At 69.4% G+C, this 15809-nt stretch carries 16 protein-coding genes; 6 read left to right on the forward strand and 10 right to left on the reverse strand.

The window, feature by feature from the left end; all coding sequences use genetic code 11:
- Positions 1 to 2046, forward strand: a complete 2046-nt coding sequence (gene ligA, locus GVO57_RS04755) for an NAD-dependent DNA ligase LigA (protein ID WP_201752729.1) — start codon at positions 1 to 3, stop codon at positions 2044 to 2046.
- 225 nt (positions 2047 to 2271) lie between these two features.
- Here ligA and GVO57_RS04760 read toward each other — a convergent pair whose 3' ends face one another.
- Positions 2272 to 2892 (reverse strand): DUF2459 domain-containing protein, encoded by a 621-nt coding sequence (locus GVO57_RS04760; protein ID WP_233281475.1) that lies wholly within the window; start codon positions 2890 to 2892, stop codon positions 2272 to 2274.
- Positions 2893 to 2939: 47 nt separating this feature from the next.
- Here GVO57_RS04760 and phhA point away from each other — a divergent pair, with 47 nt between their 5' ends.
- A complete protein-coding gene (gene phhA, locus GVO57_RS04765) occupies positions 2940 to 3806 on the forward strand; it encodes a phenylalanine 4-monooxygenase (protein ID WP_160592202.1) in 867 nt (288 codons plus the stop codon).
- Positions 3807 to 3827: 21 nt separating this feature from the next.
- Here the strand turns inward: phhA and GVO57_RS04770 are convergent, their stop codons facing one another.
- The 3 genes from GVO57_RS04770 to GVO57_RS04780 all read right to left on the reverse strand — a co-directional run bounded on the left by GVO57_RS04770 (position 3828) and on the right by GVO57_RS04780 (position 7037).
- Positions 3828 to 4781, reverse strand: coding sequence for a 50S ribosomal protein L11 methyltransferase (locus tag GVO57_RS04770; protein WP_160592203.1), 954 nt, complete (start codon positions 4779 to 4781; stop codon positions 3828 to 3830).
- On the reverse strand, positions 4771 to 5451 hold the full coding sequence (locus GVO57_RS04775) for an SDR family NAD(P)-dependent oxidoreductase (protein ID WP_160592204.1): 681 nt from the start codon (positions 5449 to 5451) through the stop codon (positions 4771 to 4773). The genes GVO57_RS04770 and GVO57_RS04775 overlap by 11 nt, the downstream gene beginning before the upstream one ends.
- A 224-nt stretch (positions 5452 to 5675) precedes the next feature.
- Entirely contained in the window at positions 5676 to 7037 is a 1362-nt protein-coding gene (locus tag GVO57_RS04780; protein ID WP_233281476.1) for a methyl-accepting chemotaxis protein, read from the reverse strand.
- Between the two features lie 150 nt (positions 7038 to 7187).
- Between GVO57_RS04780 and sdhC the strand changes: the two genes are divergently transcribed.
- The 3 genes from sdhC to sdhA are packed head-to-tail and all read left to right on the forward strand — an operon-like array spanning position 7188 to position 9777.
- On the forward strand, positions 7188 to 7604 hold the full coding sequence (gene sdhC, locus GVO57_RS04785; protein ID WP_160592206.1) for a succinate dehydrogenase, cytochrome b556 subunit: 417 nt from the start codon (positions 7188 to 7190) through the stop codon (positions 7602 to 7604).
- A complete protein-coding gene (gene sdhD, locus GVO57_RS04790; protein WP_160592207.1) occupies positions 7604 to 7987 on the forward strand; it encodes a succinate dehydrogenase, hydrophobic membrane anchor protein in 384 nt (127 codons plus the stop codon). Before sdhC ends, sdhD begins: the two co-directional genes overlap by 1 nt.
- Positions 7987 to 9777 (forward strand): succinate dehydrogenase flavoprotein subunit, encoded by a 1791-nt coding sequence (gene sdhA / locus GVO57_RS04795; protein WP_160592208.1) that lies wholly within the window; start codon positions 7987 to 7989, stop codon positions 9775 to 9777. Before sdhD ends, sdhA begins: the two co-directional genes overlap by 1 nt.
- A 108-nt stretch (positions 9778 to 9885) precedes the next feature.
- Here the strand turns inward: sdhA and GVO57_RS04800 are convergent, their stop codons facing one another.
- The 3 genes from GVO57_RS04800 to GVO57_RS04810 form a co-directional block, all read right to left on the reverse strand.
- Positions 9886 to 10410, reverse strand: a complete 525-nt coding sequence (locus GVO57_RS04800; RefSeq protein ID WP_160592209.1) for a hypothetical protein — start codon at positions 10408 to 10410, stop codon at positions 9886 to 9888.
- 106 nt (positions 10411 to 10516) lie between these two features.
- Complete coding sequence (locus GVO57_RS04805) at positions 10517 to 11572, reverse strand: hypothetical protein (RefSeq protein WP_160592210.1); 1056 nt, start codon at positions 11570 to 11572, stop codon at positions 10517 to 10519.
- Complete coding sequence (locus GVO57_RS04810; protein ID WP_160592211.1) at positions 11569 to 12153, reverse strand: sigma-70 family RNA polymerase sigma factor; 585 nt, start codon at positions 12151 to 12153, stop codon at positions 11569 to 11571. Before GVO57_RS04810 ends, GVO57_RS04805 begins: the two co-directional genes overlap by 4 nt.
- A 110-nt stretch (positions 12154 to 12263) precedes the next feature.
- Between GVO57_RS04810 and GVO57_RS04815 the strand changes: the two genes are divergently transcribed.
- A complete protein-coding gene (locus GVO57_RS04815) occupies positions 12264 to 13109 on the forward strand; it encodes a hypothetical protein (protein WP_160592212.1) in 846 nt (281 codons plus the stop codon).
- A 59-nt stretch (positions 13110 to 13168) separates the two neighbouring features.
- Here GVO57_RS04815 and GVO57_RS04820 read toward each other — a convergent pair whose 3' ends face one another.
- From GVO57_RS04820 to GVO57_RS04830, 3 genes are all read right to left on the reverse strand, one after another.
- Positions 13169 to 13894 (reverse strand): Bax inhibitor-1/YccA family protein, encoded by a 726-nt coding sequence (locus GVO57_RS04820; protein ID WP_160592213.1) that lies wholly within the window; start codon positions 13892 to 13894, stop codon positions 13169 to 13171.
- A 134-nt stretch (positions 13895 to 14028) separates the two neighbouring features.
- Complete coding sequence (gene queA, locus GVO57_RS04825; RefSeq protein WP_160592214.1) at positions 14029 to 15060, reverse strand: tRNA preQ1(34) S-adenosylmethionine ribosyltransferase-isomerase QueA; 1032 nt, start codon at positions 15058 to 15060, stop codon at positions 14029 to 14031.
- Positions 15060 to 15737, reverse strand: a complete 678-nt coding sequence (locus tag GVO57_RS04830) for a peptidylprolyl isomerase (protein WP_160592215.1) — start codon at positions 15735 to 15737, stop codon at positions 15060 to 15062. Before GVO57_RS04830 ends, queA begins: the two co-directional genes overlap by 1 nt.
- Positions 15738 to 15809: the final 72 nt, after the last annotated feature.

Consider the following 15809-nt stretch of genomic DNA (forward strand, 5'->3'; position numbering starts at 1 on the left):
CTGATGACCGAGGGCGATGCCGCGCGCCGGCTGGCTGAGCTGGCCGCGCTGATCGCGCATCACAATCGCCTGTATCACGCCGAGGACGCGCCCGAGATTGCGGACGCCGATTATGACGCGCTGGTGCGCGAAAATGCGGCGCTGGAGGCGGCCTGGCCGCAGCTGGTGCGCGCCGATTCGCCGTCGCGCCAGGTCGGCGCCGCGCCCGCCGCGCATCTGGCCAAGGTGCCGCATGCGCGGGCGATGCTCAGCCTCGACAATGCCTTTGCCGATGCCGATGTGCTGGAGTTCGTGATCCGGGTCAGGCGGTTCCTCAATCTGGGCGAGGACGAGCGGGTTGCGCTGACCGCCGAGCCCAAGATTGACGGCCTGTCCTGTTCGCTGCGCTATGAGGACGGCCGGCTGGTGCTGGCGGCGACGCGCGGCGACGGCATGGTCGGCGAGGATGTGACCGCCAATGTCCGCACCATCGCCGACATCCCCGCGCGGCTGAACGGCGATGCGCCGCGCGTCTTCGAGGTGCGCGGCGAGGTTTACATGGCCAAGGCCGATTTCGCCGCGCTCAACGAACGGCTGGCGGGCGAGCGGGTGTTCGCCAATCCGCGCAACGCCGCTGCCGGGTCGCTGCGGCAAAAGGATCCGTCGGTCACCGCCACGCGCTCGCTGCGTTTTCTGGCCCATGGCTGGGGCGAGGCGTCGGACCTGCCCGGTGCCACCCAATATGAGGTGATGCAGGCGATTGCCGGCTGGGGGCTGCCGGTGTCGGAGCTGCTGCTGCGCGCCGAGCAGGTGGAAGGCGCGCTTGCCCATTACCGGCGGATCGAGGCGCTGCGCGCCGACCTGCCGTTCGATATCGACGGTGTGGTCTACAAGGTCGACCGGCTCGACTGGCAGGCGCGGCTGGGCCAGGTGGCCAAGGCCCCGCGCTGGGCGGTCGCGCACAAATTTCCCGCCGAGCGCGCGCAGACGACGCTGATCGCGATCGACATCCAGGTCGGGCGCACCGGCAAGCTGACGCCGGTTGCGCGGCTGGAGCCGGTGACGGTGGGCGGCGTCGTCGTCACCAACGCCACGCTGCACAATGCCGACGAGATCGCCCGGCTGGGCGTGCGCCCCGGCGACCGGGTGACGCTGCAGCGCGCCGGCGACGTCATTCCTCAGATCCTCGAAAATCTGACGCCCGAGATCCAGCGGCCGGATTTCGTCTTTCCCGCCACCTGCCCCGAATGCGGATCGGACGCGGTGCGCGAGGAGGGCGAGGTCGACATACGCTGCACCGGCGGGCTGATCTGCCCGGCCCAGCGGGTCGAGCGTCTGCGCCATTTCGTCAGCCGGGGGGCGATGGACATTGACGGCATGGGCGGGGTGACGATCGAAAGCTTTTTCCGCGACGGCCTGCTCCATGCCCCCGCCGACATCTTCCGGCTGCGCGCCCGGCGGGCCGAGCTTGTCGGCCGCGAACGCTGGGCGGAAACCTCGGTCGACAATCTGCTCGCCGCGATCGAGGCGCGCCGGACGCCCGAGGCCGCGCGTTTCCTGTTCGGCATCGGCATCCGCCATGTCGGGTCGGTCACCGCGCGCGATCTGATGCGCGCCTTTGGCACGGTCGAGGCGCTGGCCGATGTCGCCACCCGCGCGGGCACCGACCCGGCGGCCTTTGCCGAACTGACCGCCGTCGAGGGCGTCGGCCCGGTCGTCGCCCAGGCTCTCGCCGATTTCTTCGCCGAACCGCACAATCGCGCCGCCTGGGACGATCTGCTGCGCGAAATCGCCCCCCAGCCCTTTGCGGCCAATGAGCGCGACTCCGAAGTCACCGGCAAGACCGTGGTGTTCACCGGAAGCCTGGAGACCATGTCGCGCGACGAGGCCAAGGCGCAGGCGCTGGCACTGGGCGCGCGGGTCGCCGGATCGGTATCGGCCAAGACCGATCTGGTGGTCGCCGGGCCGGGCGCGGGCTCCAAGCTCAAAAAGGCCGAGGAACTGGGCATCCGCGTGATCGACGAGGCCGGCTGGGCGGCGATCGTCGCCGCGGCGGGGAGTGGTTAGCCGGGAAGAACGGATTGTTGGTGGTGCGGCTCACGCCGCACGGCGGCACCGGGTGTTGTTTGCTGGGAAGAACGGCACCGGCCCGCTCCCCCACCCGGCCACCCAACGGCAGTATCATATGGGTGGCCGGGTGGGGGAGCGGGCCGGTGCCGCCCCTGCGCCGCAAGGCGCAGCACAAACAACCGGAGCGGGCCGGTGCCGTTCTTCCCGAACAAACACCCCCCGCTACCGCCACTGCATCACGGTGGCGCTGAGCGGGGTCCACCAGCCGGTCCGCACGCCGGCGTCGCGGAGCACCGCGCCCGTCCAGCCATTGCAGGTGAACAGCAGCGAATAGCGCCCGGTCGCCGGGTAAAACACGTCCGCCGGGCCATAGCCGGCAAGGGGGCGCGGGCGGCCGGGGGCGAAGCTCCGCCGGATGGCGGCGACCAGCCGGCGATATTCATGGGGCCTGAGGCGGAGCGGCCGCGCGCCCGGTGGCGGCGCGGTCAGGTGATCGACATGGATCAGCGTGGCGTCGCTGCCGAACGCGGCGGCGATCAGCGGACCGGGCCGGGCATCCTGCCAGCGCGGGGTGCCCAGATAGACGTGGCGCTCGCCCCAGCCGATCCAGATCAGCGGCCCGGCGCGGCGCGGATCGGCCAGGTCGCCGGGGCGCACCAGATCGCCGAGCGCCGATGCCGGCAGCACGATGCCGCTGTGGACGCCATTGGTCGCGACATGGACGGTGATGCCGGTGTCGGGCGGCGACCAGCGCGGATTGACCGGCACCGCGCCGAGCAGTGCCGCCAGCGCCGGATAGGCGAGCGCGGTAAACCCGGCCGCCATGATGATGCGTGCCGCCATCACAGCGGCTTATCGCTTTTTCGCGCTGCCCGGTCTAGGAATGGCGCATGGAAACGCATGTGCTCGACCGCCCGCCCGAAGGCGCGGGTGCCGATTGGACGATCCCGCAGAACTGGGCGGCCTATACCGCCGAGGATCATGCGACCTGGGACCGGCTGTTTGCGCGGCAGAGCAAGCTGCTGCCCGGCCGCGCGTCAGACGCGTTCCTGCGCGGGCTGGATGTGCTGCGCCTGTCCAAGCCCGGCATCCCCGATTTCGAGGAGCTGTCCGAACGGCTGATGAAGCTGACCGGCTGGCAGGTCGTCGCGGTGCCGGGGCTGGTGCCCGACCATGTGTTCTACGAACATCTGGCCAATCGCCGCTTCGTCGCGGGCAATTTCATCCGCCGGCCCGATCAGCTCGACTATCTGCAGGAACCCGATGTATTCCACGATGTGTTCGGCCATGTGCCGATGCTCGCGGACCCGGTATTTGCCGATTATGTCGTCGCCTGGGGCGAAGGCGGGCTGCGGTCGATGCGCTACAATGCCATCCACCGGCTGGCGCGGCTCTACTGGTACACGGTCGAGTTCGGGCTGATCGAGGAGGATGGCCGGCTGAAAATCTATGGCTCGGGCATCGTGTCGAGCAAGGGCGAGAGCCTGTTCGCGCTCGACGATCCAAGCCCCAACCGGCTGGGCTTCGACCTCGCCCGGGTGATGCGCACCGAATATCGGATCGACGATTATCAGCAGAATTATTTCGTGATCCCGAGCTTTGAAGACCTGCTGCGGGTCACGGTCGAGACCGATTTCGCGCCGCTTTATGCCGAGCTGGCGGCGCTGCCCGACATTTCCATCGCCGAAATCCTGCCCGGCGACCGCGTCATCACCCGCGGCACCCAGGACTATGCCCGGTCGCGTGCCGCCGGGTGATCGGCCGCTGCGAATAACGGCTTAGATGTCGAGCGCCCAGCCGTCCCGGCCCTTGGGGTCGGGCGGGGTTGCCGGCACGAACCGGGTCGCGCCGGCCTTGAGGCGCAGGATCGTCCAGTCGCCGCGCCGGTCGGCCGCTTCGAGCGTGCAGCCACAGGCTTCAAAGGCGGCAACCAGCTCGGCGCGCTGTGTTTCCAGCAGCCCGGCGAGGAGGATGGTCGCGTCCGCCGCCGCAATCGCCGCCAGTTCGGGGGCCATCGACATCAGCGGCCCGGCCAGGATGTTGGCGATCACCAGATCATAGGGCGCAGCGGCGACGATCGCGTCGTCGAGCGTGCCGTCGGCAACGATCAGCTTCAGCCCGGCGATGCTGTTGGCGGCGGCGTTTTCCGCCGTGACCGCGATCGCCGCCGGGTCGATATCGGTCGCGGTCACCGCCGCGTCCGGCCACAGATGGGCGGCGGCGAAGGCCAGCAGCCCGGTGCCGGTGCCGATGTCGATGACATTGGCAAAATGCTGGCCGGCCAGCGCGTCGAGCATCGCCAGGCAGCCCGATGTCGTCGCATGATGCCCGGTGCCGAAGGCGCGGCCGGCATCGATCAGAAAGGCGCGCCCGCCCGGCGGCGGCGCGACCGGATGGGCGCTGGTATGGACGACGAACCGGCCCTCGCGGATCGGCTCCAGCCCCTGCTGGCTGAGCGTCACCCAGTCCTGCGCGCCGAGCGCCTCGACCACCGGCTCGATATCGGCCGCGCTCGGCACCAGCGCGCGGATCGCGGCCAGCATCGCCGCATCGGGCGCGCGCTCCAGATAGGCGTCGAGCCGCCAGCGTTCGCGGTCGTCCTCGACCTCCTCGCTGGTCATCAGCACGGCATCGATGTCGATCAGCCCGGCATCGATCGCCTCCGCCTCGGCCCGGGTGCAGGGCAGCGAGACCTTCCAGCTGTCGATCGCACCGCCTGCGTCAGCGGACATAGGAGGCCCCGTTGATGTCGAGCACCGCGCCGGTCATCGAGGCGGGCGCATCGAGCGCGAGATAGCGGATCGCCGAGGCCACTTCCTCGGGCATGGCCACGCGGCCGAGCGGGATGTCGGCCAGCAGCCTGTCGCCGCCGCGGCTTTCCAGATAATCCTCGGCCATGCCGGTCATGGTGAAGCCCGGGCAGATGGCGAAGGCAAGGATCGACTGGCGCGCATAGGCGCGGGCGATCGATTTGGTCATGCCGACCATCCCGGCCTTGGACGCGGCATAATGCCAGTGCGCCGGGCTGTCGCCGCGATAGGCGGCGCGGCTGGCGACATTGACGATCCGCCCGCCGCCCTGATCGGTAAAGTGCCGGACGGCCAGCCGGCACAGCTCCGCCGATGCGGTCAGGTTGATGCGCATCGTGCGCTCCCACGCCGCCACCCAGTCGTCATGCTCGAGATCGAGCGGGGCGGCTTCGAACACGCCGGCATTGTTGACGAGCACATCGATCCGCCCGTCAAGCGCGTCGAGCGCCTTGTGCCAGATCGCCTGCGGCGTTGCCGGATCGGCCAGATCGCCATCGGCGCTGCTGGTGCCGAACACCCGGCAGTCGGAAAGCGCAGCGGCGGCGGCGGCGCCAATGCCCCGGCTCGCGCCGGTCAGAAGGACATGGATCATGCCCGGCGCCTAGCCGGTCTGCGGCCGGCCGCCAAGGCGGCTGGTCGTGAGCGCGGGGTTTGTTTTTGTTGGGGAAGAACGGCACCGGCCCGCTCCCCCACCCGGCCACCCAACGGCAGTATCATATGGGTGGCCGGGTGGGGGAGCGGGCCGGTGCCGCCCCCGCGCCGTGAGGCGCGCAACAAACAACTTCCTGCGCCGCAAGTCGCAGCACAAACAATCCCTCAGGCCACCAGCTTCACATAATCGGTCGCCGCGGCGCGCAGCTGGCCCAGCTGGGCGTCGACGCGGCGGAAGCCGGTTTCCAGCTGGTCGATCTCGCTGGCGACATTTTCGGTGTCCTGGCGGATCGCGGCGATGGTCGCCGACATGGAATCGGCGGCCAGGGCGGTTTCGTCCACGGCGGCAGTGATCATCGTCACCGTCTGGGCCTGGGTTTCCATCGCCGTGCGGATGCGGTCGGCCGATTGCTGGACCTCGCCCACCGTGTCGCGGATCGAGCTGTTGGCGTCGACCGTGGTGCGCGTTGCCGCCTGAATGGTGGCGATCTTGGCGGCGATGTCATCGGTGGCGCGTGCCGTCTGGTTGGCGAGGCTCTTCACCTCCTGCGCGACGACGGCAAAGCCGCGCCCGGCATCGCCCGCGCGGGCGGCCTCGATCGTGGCGTTGAGCGCCAGCAGATTGGTCTGGCCGGCAATGTCGCGGATCAGCCCCAGAATCGATTCGATCGACTGGGCATGGGCGGACAGCGCCTCGGACACGCTGACCGCATCGCCGGCCTGGGCGGCGGCGCGGGTGGCGATATTGGCCGCGACTTCGACCTCGCTGCGCGCATCCTCGATCGCGCGGATCAGCCCGGCGGCGGTGTGCGCGGCCTCGCGCATCGCGACCGCCGACTGTTCGGCGGCGGCGGCCACTTCGCTTGCCTTGCCCAGCATCCCGCGCGCGGCGGCCGAGGCATCGGACGCCTGGTTGCGCAGCGTTTCGCCAAGCGAAAAGGCGCTCGACACCTCGGTTGCGATGCGGCTCTGGAACATGTCGGCATGCTGCGACCGCTCGGCCGAGGCGCGGTTGGCGCGCAGTTCGCTGACATGGGCCGACATGATGTCGGCTTCCATGATCATGATCCGCCGGATCGCGCGGGCAAGGTTGCGGAACCGTTCCCGCTCGTCGCCGCATTTGTCGTAAAGCACGTCGATCACATGGTCATAGGTCAGGCTGAGCGCCGCCAGCGTGGTGTGCAGCGGCACGCCCGCCGCCTCTGACCGCGCCGCATTCTGCCGCGCCAGATCCGCCCAGCGTTCGCTGCGCGGATTGCTGAACCGTTCGCGCGTGTAGAGCAGGCTGTCCTCGACGAAGCGGGTCAGGCGCTCGCCGCCGATCTTCGCCGCCACATTGGGCGAGGCATTGTAAGCCTGCCAGAAAAATGCAGCGATATCCGGTAGATGGCCGTCAACCAGGGTGCTCACCTCGCGCAGCTGCGCTTCGAGCGTGCCTTCGCGGTCGAACTCGCGCAGCCGGTCGGCGATGGTGGCGGCGCGAACAGGCTGGCGGGCCGGGTGGGACGCGGAGGATGTGGCGGTCACGGCGTTGGTTCCTGGCAGGCTGTGCTTGGCCCCCGGGTTAGGGGATTTTGGTAAAGCCGCGGTTAAACCTGCGCTTTCCCGCTTCGCCCGGTTGCACCTTGGCGCAGACGGGCTAAGACGCAGCCCGACAGCAACGCAAAGGGGCTCGATATGAGCAGCAGCAACCGCACGCGGCCCTTGTCGCCGCACCTGACCATCTGGCGCTGGGGCCCGCATATGGCGGTGTCGATCCTCCACCGCGCCACCGGGTCGGGCATGGCGACGGTTGGGGCCATATTGCTGGTCTGGTGGCTGGTGGCGCTGGCCAGCGGCGAGGCGGCCTATCAGGGCTTTCTCGACCTGTTCACGCTCAAATCCGGCGGTCTGAACATCGCCGGCTATGTGCTGGGCATCGGGCTCAGCCTCAGCTTCTTCCAGCACATGGCATCGGGCGTCCGCCATCTGGTGATGGATATGGGCGCGAACTTCGAGCTCAAATCGAACAAACGCTCGGCCCAGCTGACCTGGGCCTTCTCGGTCGTCGCGACCGCCTTGTTCTGGACCTATATTCTGGTGGTGAAGGGCTGATGGGAACGGGAACGCAGATCGGCCGCGTGCGCGGCCTGGGCTCCGCCAAATCGGGTGCCCATCACTGGTGGACCCACAGGCTGACGGCGGGATCGAACTTCCTGCTGATGCTGTGGTTCATCTTCTCGATCGCCCGGCTGCCGTCGCTCGATTACGCGACGGTGACCGCGTGGCTGCAGGATCCGCTGGCGGCGGTGCCGATGATGCTGACGGTGCTCAGCGTGTTCTGGCATTTCCGCATGGGGCTGCAGGTCGTCATCGAGGACTATCAGCACAATGAGCAGCGCGTGCTCTGGCTCGTCGCGCTCAACTTCTACGCGGTCGGCGCGGGCGCGCTGGCCATCTTCTCGATCCTCAAGATCGCCTTTGCGGGAGCTGCCTGATGGCGGACGCCTATAAGATCATCGACCACAGCTATGACGCCGTCATCGTGGGGGCCGGCGGGGCCGGCCTGCGCGCGACGATGGGCGTGGCCGGCGCGGGGCTCAAGACCGCGTGCATCACCAAGGTCTTCCCGACGCGCAGCCACACGGTCGCCGCGCAGGGCGGCATCGCCGCGTCGCTCGGCAATATGGGGCCGGACCACTGGACCTGGCACATGTACGACACCGTCAAGGGGTCGGACTGGCTGGGCGACCAGGACGCGATCGAATATCTGTGCCGCGAGGCACCGGCTGCGGTCTATGAACTCGAACATGCCGGCATGCCGTTTTCGCGCACCACCGAAGGCCGCATCTATCAGCGGCCGTTCGGCGGCATGATGCAGAATATGGGTGAAGGCCCGCCGGCGCAGCGCACCTGCGCGGCGGCCGACCGCACCGGCCATGCGATGCTGCACACGCTGTATCAGCAGAGCCTGAAATATGATGCGGACTTCTTCATCGAATATTTCGCGCTCGACCTGATCATGGAAGACGGCGTGTGCCGGGGCGTGATCGCTCTGTGCATGGAAGACGGCACGATCCACCGCTTCCGCAGCCATGCCGTGGTGCTGGCGACCGGCGGCTATGGCCGCGCCTGGTTCTCGGCGACCTCGGCCCATACCTGCACCGGCGACGGCAATGCGATGGTGCTGCGCGCAGGGCTGCCGCTTCAGGACATGGAGTTCGTGCAGTTCCACCCGACCGGCATTTACGGCGCGGGCGTGCTGATCACCGAGGGCGCGCGCGGCGAGGGCGGCTATCTGACCAACGCCCAGGGCGAGCGGTTCATGGAACGCTATGCCCCCTCGGCCAAGGATCTGGCCAGCCGCGACGTCGTCAGCCGGTCGATGGCGATGGAGATCCGCGAGGGCCGCGGCGTCGGCAAGGAAGCCGATCACATCTATCTGCACCTCGACCATATCGACCCCAAGGTGCTGGCCGAACGCCTGCCGGGCATCACCGAGACCGGCAAGATCTTTGCCGGGGTCGATCTGACCCGCCAGCCGCTGCCGGTGGTGCCGACCGTCCATTACAATATGGGCGGCATCCCGACCAATTATCATGGCGAGGTGGTGACGCTGAAGGACGGCAACCCCGATTCGGTGGTGCCGGGCCTGTTCGCCGTCGGCGAGGCGGCGTGCGTGTCCGTGCACGGTGCCAACCGGCTCGGCTCCAACTCGCTCATCGATCTGGTGGTGTTCGGCCGGGCGACCGGCCTCAGGATCGCCGACATCCTGAAGCCCAACACGCCGCACAATCCGCTGCCCAAGGGTGCCGAGGAGCAGGCGCTGGCCCGGCTCGACCGGTTCCGCCACGCGGCCGGCAGCGCGCCGACCGCACAGATCCGGCGCGAGATGCAGAAGACGATGCAGGCCCATGCCGCGGTGTTCCGGGATTCGGCCCTGCTCGCCGAAGGGCAGACCAAGATCGACGCGATCGCGCGTTCGATCGAGGATGTGCGCGTGACCGACCGGTCGATGGTGTGGAACACCGATCTGATCGAAACGCTCGAGCTCGACAATCTGCTCGGCCAGGCGGTCGTCACCATGCATTCCGCCGCCAACCGCAAGGAAAGCCGCGGCGCGCATATGCATGAGGACTTCCCCGACCGCGACGACGCCAACTGGATGAAGCACACGGTGACGTGGCTGAAGCCCGAAGGCGGCGTGTCGATCGACTATCGCCCGGTGCACGAATACACGCTCACCGACGATGTCGATTACATCAAGCCGAAGAAGCGCGTTTACTGATGCGAAAACGGGCCGGTGCCCTCAGGCACCGGCCCGGCGGAAAAAAAGGGGACCGGCGGCACGGACCATCGCCGCCGGCCCCCGCCGCCACTCCCGGGGGTAGAGGGATTAGCGGCGGCGGCCGAGGCGCTCAGGCCGCGTGGTCGAAATCTGCCGCGTGACCTGGCCGTTCTGGCGCGAGACATTGGCCGCCCGGCTGCGCACCACTGCACCGTTTGCGTCCGTCACGCTGTGATTGGTGGTATAGCCATTGGCCGTGCGGCTGCCCTGTCCCGCATAGGTGTAGGCGCTGCCGTTAAAGCCGGTGCCGGTGCCGCTTGCGGTGAAGCCGTCGGCGGTGCGCTCGCGGGTCTTGGACCAGCTTGCGGTTTCGCCGGCAAAGTTGCGCGCGCTGCCGGTCACCGTTGCGCCGGTGTCGGTGCGCTGGCGGGTGACGTCGCGGCTCGCCGTCGCGCCATCGGCCTTGCGGGTCACGTCCAGCTGCATCCGCCGCGTGCCGGCGGCTTCGTCGACGGTCAGCGTCCGCGTGCCGCTGACCTTTTCGGTTTCGATCGGCTTGGTGGTGACCACCGGCTGGGCCATGGCGCTGCCCGCCCACAGCATGGCCGGCACCAGAAACAGCGTCTTGCGCATCGTCCTTCTCCTCGTTGCACGGGGCCGCGGGGGCGGCCTGACCATTCAACGCGGATGTCGGGCTGATCCTTCGCTTGTGCTGCCGCGCGGTGCAGCTGGACGCGGATCAGTGCGGGCGGCCGGTCGCCGCCTGACGCGCGCGCCAGCGCTCGATCAGCTGGCGGCGCTGCGCCGGGGGCAGCTGCTGCAGCCGCGCCCGCCATTGACCGCCGGTCGCGGCTGTGCCCGGACCCGGGGGCGACCCGGCCGCCGGGGTGGCTGGCTGGCCGGGCACCGATACAGCCGGGCCTGCCCCATCGGTGCCGCCATCCGGCATTGCGGGCACGACCAACCCGGGGTCGCCCGCCGATCGTTCGACCGCCGGCCGGATTGCCGGGGGCCGGGCGGGCAGGGCGGAGCGGCTTGCGCCGCCTTCGACCCGCACCGGGGCCGGCTGGACCGTCCTGTCGGCGGGGATCAACCCCGGTCCGCGTAGCGGCACGGCGGCATCAAGCGCAGCCGGCACCGGCAGGCCGGCGGCGCGGCGGCGTTCGATCCGCTCGACCATCCGGTCCCGAACCGGCGGCGGCGCGAGGTTCAGCCGGGCGCGCACGATCCTGGTCTGCAGGTCGATAGGCACCGGCAGATTCTGGGCGCGCAGGTCACGCGCCGCCTTGCGGTCTTCATAAAGGCGCACCCGTTCCTGCACCCTCAGCGGGATGGTGACGCCCGCCGCCTCCAGCTCCCTGATCCGCGCGATCGCAGCCTCTGGCCCGGTCATCGTCGCCGCCGCGGGTGCAACCGGCACGGCAGCGGGATCGACCGGTGCTGCGCCGGCATCGGCGGCCTGCCGGACGGGCCGGCGGGGGTTGCGCGGCGGCGATGCGGTGCGCTCAGGCGCAACGGCCTCGATCGCCGGCGCGATCAGCGGCAGCTTGGCGATCTCGACCCCCGACACCAAGGCGGCGGCGACCGCACCGGCCGCGACCAGATTGGCCCCGATAAAGCTGGCGAGCGTGCGGTGCCGCGCCAGCCAGCGCCGCCGCCCGGCCTGGCCGCCGCGCCGCCAGCCGGGACGGTCCTGCGCCCCGGCCACCGCGCGGGCGGCGATCCGCGCCTCGAACCCCGGATCGGGTTCGGGGACGCGCAGCGCGTCCAGCATCCGGTCGAGCGGATCGGTCATGCCGCCTGTCCTTCGCTGCCGTCAAAGCCGCGTGCCGTGAGCGCCCGGCGCAGCGCGGTGCGCGCGCGCAGCAGCAGCGATTCGAACGCCTTGATATGCAGGCCCATCATCTGCGCGGCCTCGGCATTCGGCCAGTGTTCGTGATAGGTTAGCACGATGGCGGTCCGCTGCCGGTCCGGCAGCGCCGCCAGCGCCGCCGCCACGGCCTGGTCGAGCCGCCTTGCGTCGATGGCCTCGGTCGCCGCCACCCGGTCGTCGGCCATGTCGGGCACCTCCTCATCGGCCCAGAAGCGGCGGCGGCGCAGCCGGTCGATGCACAGATTGGTGCAGACGCGGGCAAGCCAGCCGCCGACGCTGCCCGAACCGGCGCGCCAGCGCGGTGCGCCCGTCCACAGCCTGGCAAAGCTTTCCTGGACCACATCCTCCGCCTCCGTTCCGTCCATCAGCATCCGCCAGGCAAGCGCATGCAGCCGGCGCGCATGGGCGTCGACCAGCAGCCTGAACGCGATCTGGTCGCCGCGCCCGGTGCGCGCAACCAGTGCCTGTTCATCATCGGTCTGGCGCTCAGGCCCGTCCACCATTGCCCTCCCCAGGACCAAACGGACGGTCGCCGAAAAACCTTCGCGGCACCATCAAAGGTTTTGTCCGCCCCGTTCGTTTCGCCTGTGGACCATCATAGGAGGGGGATCCGATGACACGAATCTGTTTGCTCGTGCTGCTCGCCGCCGCCCCGGCATCGGCGCAGGAGGGCGCTGCGCAACCCCGCCCCTGGACGGCGGGGGTGAATGGCGGCGTCACCCGCCTCGGCCCGGATCTCAGCCAGAGCTTTGGCGGCGTCACCCTCGCCCGCAGCTTCGGCGCGAACACGATCAGGATCGGTGCCACGCTGTTCAGCGGCGGCGACCAGTTCCGGCAACTGCGCACGACGACGCGGACCAGCCTGTTCAACCTGTCCTACAGCCGCCAGATCGGCGTGGTGACGCTCGAGGCGCATGGCGCGCTCGGCAGCCGTTCGTTCCGCGACCAGGCCGTGCGGCTGCGCTCGGGCAACACGGTGACGGTCGGCGGCGACGGCGATATTTCAAGCTTTGGCGCCAGCATCGGTGCCAGCTTTGCGCTGGCCGAACGCTGGTCGCTGTCGCCCTATGCCTTTGTCGACCGCAGCCGGATCGATGTCGCGCGTCCCGTGCTCGGGCCGGGCGGCCGACCGGTGGCGGAGCCGCTGGTCCAGCGGCAGAGCGGGACGACCGGATCGCTGGGCCTGACGCTCGACCGCGCGATCGGGCCGCGTTCGAGCCTCGGGCTGCTCGCCGCCTTCACCGCGACGTCGAACAGCGCCGCGGTCACCCGCTTCAGCGGCACTGGCCAGCGGCTGCTCGAAGGGGTGGGGGGCAGCGATGGCTGGCTGGAGTTCGGCGCGGTCGGCACGGTCGGCCTCAGCGACGGGCTGGCCATCGACCTCAGCCTTGTTAGCACATTGGGCGTGGCAGGCGGCGAAACCCTGTCCGGCTCGGCCGGCATCAGGGCGATGTTCTGACAAAAAAAGGGCCGGTGCCACCCGGCACCGGCCCCTGTCGTGTCACGCGCGCGACCGGATCAGTCGCGGCTGCCCATCAGGTTGAGCAGGAAGGTGAACATGTTCACAAAGTCGAGATACAGGTTCAGCGCGCCCATGATGACCGCCTTGCCCATCATCTCGGTGCCCGCGACATAGGCATAGACGCTCTTGATCTTCTGCGTGTCATAGGCGGTCAGGCCGGCAAACAGCAGCACGCCGATCACCGAGATCGCAAAGCTCATCACGCTCGAGGCAAGGAAGATGTTGATGATGCTGGCGACGATCAGGCCGACCAGACCCATGACCAGGAAGGTGCCGAAGCCCGACAGGTCACGCTTGGTGGTGTAGCCCCACAGGCTCAGCCCGGCAAAGGCCGCCGCGGTCGCGAAGAAGGTCTGCGCGATCGAGGTGCCGGTGAAGACCAGGAAGATCGACGCCATCGACAGGCCCATCACCGTCGCGAACGCCCAGAACAGCAGCTGCAGCGTCGCGGTCGAGATGCGGTTGATGCCGAAGCTCATCACCATCACGAATGCGAGCGGCGCGAGCATGATCACCCAGCGCAGCGGCGTCGCGAGCAGCTGTGCGGCCAGCCCCGAGGATGCAAAGGCCAGCGCGACGATGCCGGTCAGCAGCACGCCCGAGGCCATATAGTTGTAAACGGACAGCATGTAGCGGCGCAGGCCGGCATCATAAGCAGCCGCACCGCTTGCGACCGACGTCGGCGCCGCAACGGTCGCGCGGGGGTCAGTCCAGTTCGCCATCGAAAAACGCTCCTTTGCCCGGCACGATGCCGGATAGCCGGAATATCGGGTGAAAGCCGCGCGCTTTCAAGCGAAACCGGACGGCCCGGGGCCACGCCCGCTGCACGGGCCGGTCCCTGCCCAGCGCCCGATCCCTAACCCTCGGGCAGCAGCAGCGACGAATCGCCATAGCTGTAGAAGCGATAGCCCTGGGCGATCGCATGGGCATAGGCGGCAAGCATCGTCTCGCGCCCCATCAGCGCCGACACCAGCATCATCAGCGTCGATTTGGGCAGGTGGAAGTTGGTCATCAGCCCGTCAATGCCGCAGAACCGGTGGCCGGGGGTGATGAAGATGTCGGTATCGCCCTCGAACGGCCGGATCACGCGCCCGGCATCGGCGGCGCTTTCGAGCAGCCTCAGGCTGGTCGTGCCCACCGCGATGATGCGTCCGCCGCGCGCGCGCACCGCGTTCAGCCGGTCGGCGGTGGCGGCGTCGATCCGGCCCCATTCGGCATGCATCCGGTGATCGGCCGTGTCCTCGGCCTTGACCGGCAGGAACGTGCCCGCGCCGACATGCAGGGTCAGCGTTTCATGCGCGATGCCGGCGGCGGCCACCGCCTCCATCAGCCGCGGGGTGAAATGCAGCGCCGCCGTGGGTGCCGCGACCGCGCCGTCGCTGCGCGCGAACATCGTCTGGTAATCCTCGCGGTCGCGCGCATCGGTCGGCCGCTTGGAGGCGATATAGGGGGGCAGCGGCATCTGCCCGGCGCGCTCCAGCAGCAGCTCGACCGGTTCGTCGCCCGGAAAGCCCAGCTGCACGCTGCCATCGTCAAGCTTGGCCTCGACCAGCGCCGTCACGCCCGCGCCGAAATCGATGCTGTCGCCCACGCGCAGCCGGCGCGCATTGCGGACAAAGGCGATCCAGCTGCGCAGCCCCTCGCGCTTGTGCAGCGTCGCCTCGATCCGCGCTTCGCCGCGCCGGCCTTCGAGCCGCGCCGGGATCACCCGCGTGTCGTTGAACACCAGACAGTCGCCGGGCCGCAGACAGGCCGGCAGGTCGCGCACTGCCCGGTCGGCAAGGCCAGCCGGCGTCACCACCAGCATCCGGGCGGCATCGCGCGGCTCGACCGGGCGGAGCGCGATCAGCTCCTGCGGCAGGTCGAAATCGAACAGGTCGACGCGCATCAGTTGCCGGGCCGGCGCGATCCGGCCGGGGCCTTGAGCGGCAAAGCGGGGATCGCCGGAGCGGGCGGGGGCAGGGCGACCGCAGTCGGCTCGCCATCGCCCTCGATCCAGGCGCGCAGGATGCGGCCCGGCTCGGCCGGCGGCTCGCCGCGCGGCATGGCATCGACATAGGCCATGCCGGTCAGCACCCGGCCAAACGCCGTGTAGCGATTGTCGAGCCGGAAGGTCGGCATCAGCATGATGAAGAACTGGCTGTTGGCCGAATCCGGGTCGTTCGACCGCGCCATCGACGTCACGCCGCGGACGTGCAGCAGATCGTTGAACTCCGCCTTCAGGTCGGGCAGGTCCGATCCGCCCTGGCCGGTCCCTTCAGGATCGCCGCCCTGCGCCATGAAGCCTTCGATCACCCGGTGAAAGATCAAGCCGTTGTAAAAGCCCTTGCGGGTCAGCGTCTTGATCCGTTCGACATGATTGGGGGCCTTGTCGGGGCGCAGCTGGATGCGCACGCGCCCGCCGGTCGACAGCTCCAGCACCCAGATATTGTCGGGCGTTGCCGCCGGCACTTCGGGCGGGGCGGCGGGGGCCGTCTCGGCGGCAGCGGCGGGCCGGTCCGCCTTGGCACAGGCGGTCGCGAACAGCGCGCCGAGCAGGGCGAACAGGGCGGCAATCAAACGCATGTCTGGCTCCGATCGGAAAGCGGGTGTGGCGACGCCCTGCCGGGGGCGAACCGCCGGGGTCGAAGCGCGCTG

The sequence above is a fragment of the Sphingomonas changnyeongensis genome (assembly GCF_009913435.1).
GTDB lineage: Bacteria > Pseudomonadota > Alphaproteobacteria > Sphingomonadales > Sphingomonadaceae > Sphingomonas_B > Sphingomonas_B changnyeongensis.

What these genes read in the sequence shown, in the direction of transcription:
- GVO57_RS04810 (WP_160592211.1), bottom strand. Translation starts at nt 12,153, where the DNA reads ATGGTGGACGGGCCTGAGCGCCAGACCGATGATGAACAGGCACTGGTT.
- sdhC (WP_160592206.1), top strand. Translation starts at nt 7,188, where the DNA reads ATGAGCAGCAGCAACCGCACGCGGCCCTTGTCGCCGCACCTGACCATC.
- sdhD (WP_160592207.1), top strand. Translation starts at nt 7,604, where the DNA reads ATGGGAACGGGAACGCAGATCGGCCGCGTGCGCGGCCTGGGCTCCGCC.
- GVO57_RS04830 (WP_160592215.1), bottom strand. Translation starts at nt 15,737, where the DNA reads ATGCGTTTGATTGCCGCCCTGTTCGCCCTGCTCGGCGCGCTGTTCGCG.
- GVO57_RS04815 (WP_160592212.1), top strand. Translation starts at nt 12,264, where the DNA reads ATGACACGAATCTGTTTGCTCGTGCTGCTCGCCGCCGCCCCGGCATCG.
- sdhA (WP_160592208.1), top strand. Translation starts at nt 7,987, where the DNA reads ATGGCGGACGCCTATAAGATCATCGACCACAGCTATGACGCCGTCATC.
- phhA (WP_160592202.1), top strand. Translation starts at nt 2,940, where the DNA reads ATGGAAACGCATGTGCTCGACCGCCCGCCCGAAGGCGCGGGTGCCGAT.
- queA (WP_160592214.1), bottom strand. Translation starts at nt 15,060, where the DNA reads ATGCGCGTCGACCTGTTCGATTTCGACCTGCCGCAGGAGCTGATCGCG.
- GVO57_RS04770 (WP_160592203.1), bottom strand. Translation starts at nt 4,781, where the DNA reads ATGTCCGCTGACGCAGGCGGTGCGATCGACAGCTGGAAGGTCTCGCTG.
- GVO57_RS04805 (WP_160592210.1), bottom strand. Translation starts at nt 11,572, where the DNA reads ATGACCGATCCGCTCGACCGGATGCTGGACGCGCTGCGCGTCCCCGAA.
- GVO57_RS04775 (WP_160592204.1), bottom strand. Translation starts at nt 5,451, where the DNA reads ATGATCCATGTCCTTCTGACCGGCGCGAGCCGGGGCATTGGCGCCGCC.
- GVO57_RS04800 (WP_160592209.1), bottom strand. Translation starts at nt 10,410, where the DNA reads ATGCGCAAGACGCTGTTTCTGGTGCCGGCCATGCTGTGGGCGGGCAGC.
- GVO57_RS04760 (WP_233281475.1), bottom strand. Translation starts at nt 2,892, where the DNA reads ATGGCGGCACGCATCATCATGGCGGCCGGGTTTACCGCGCTCGCCTAT.
- GVO57_RS04820 (WP_160592213.1), bottom strand. Translation starts at nt 13,894, where the DNA reads ATGGCGAACTGGACTGACCCCCGCGCGACCGTTGCGGCGCCGACGTCG.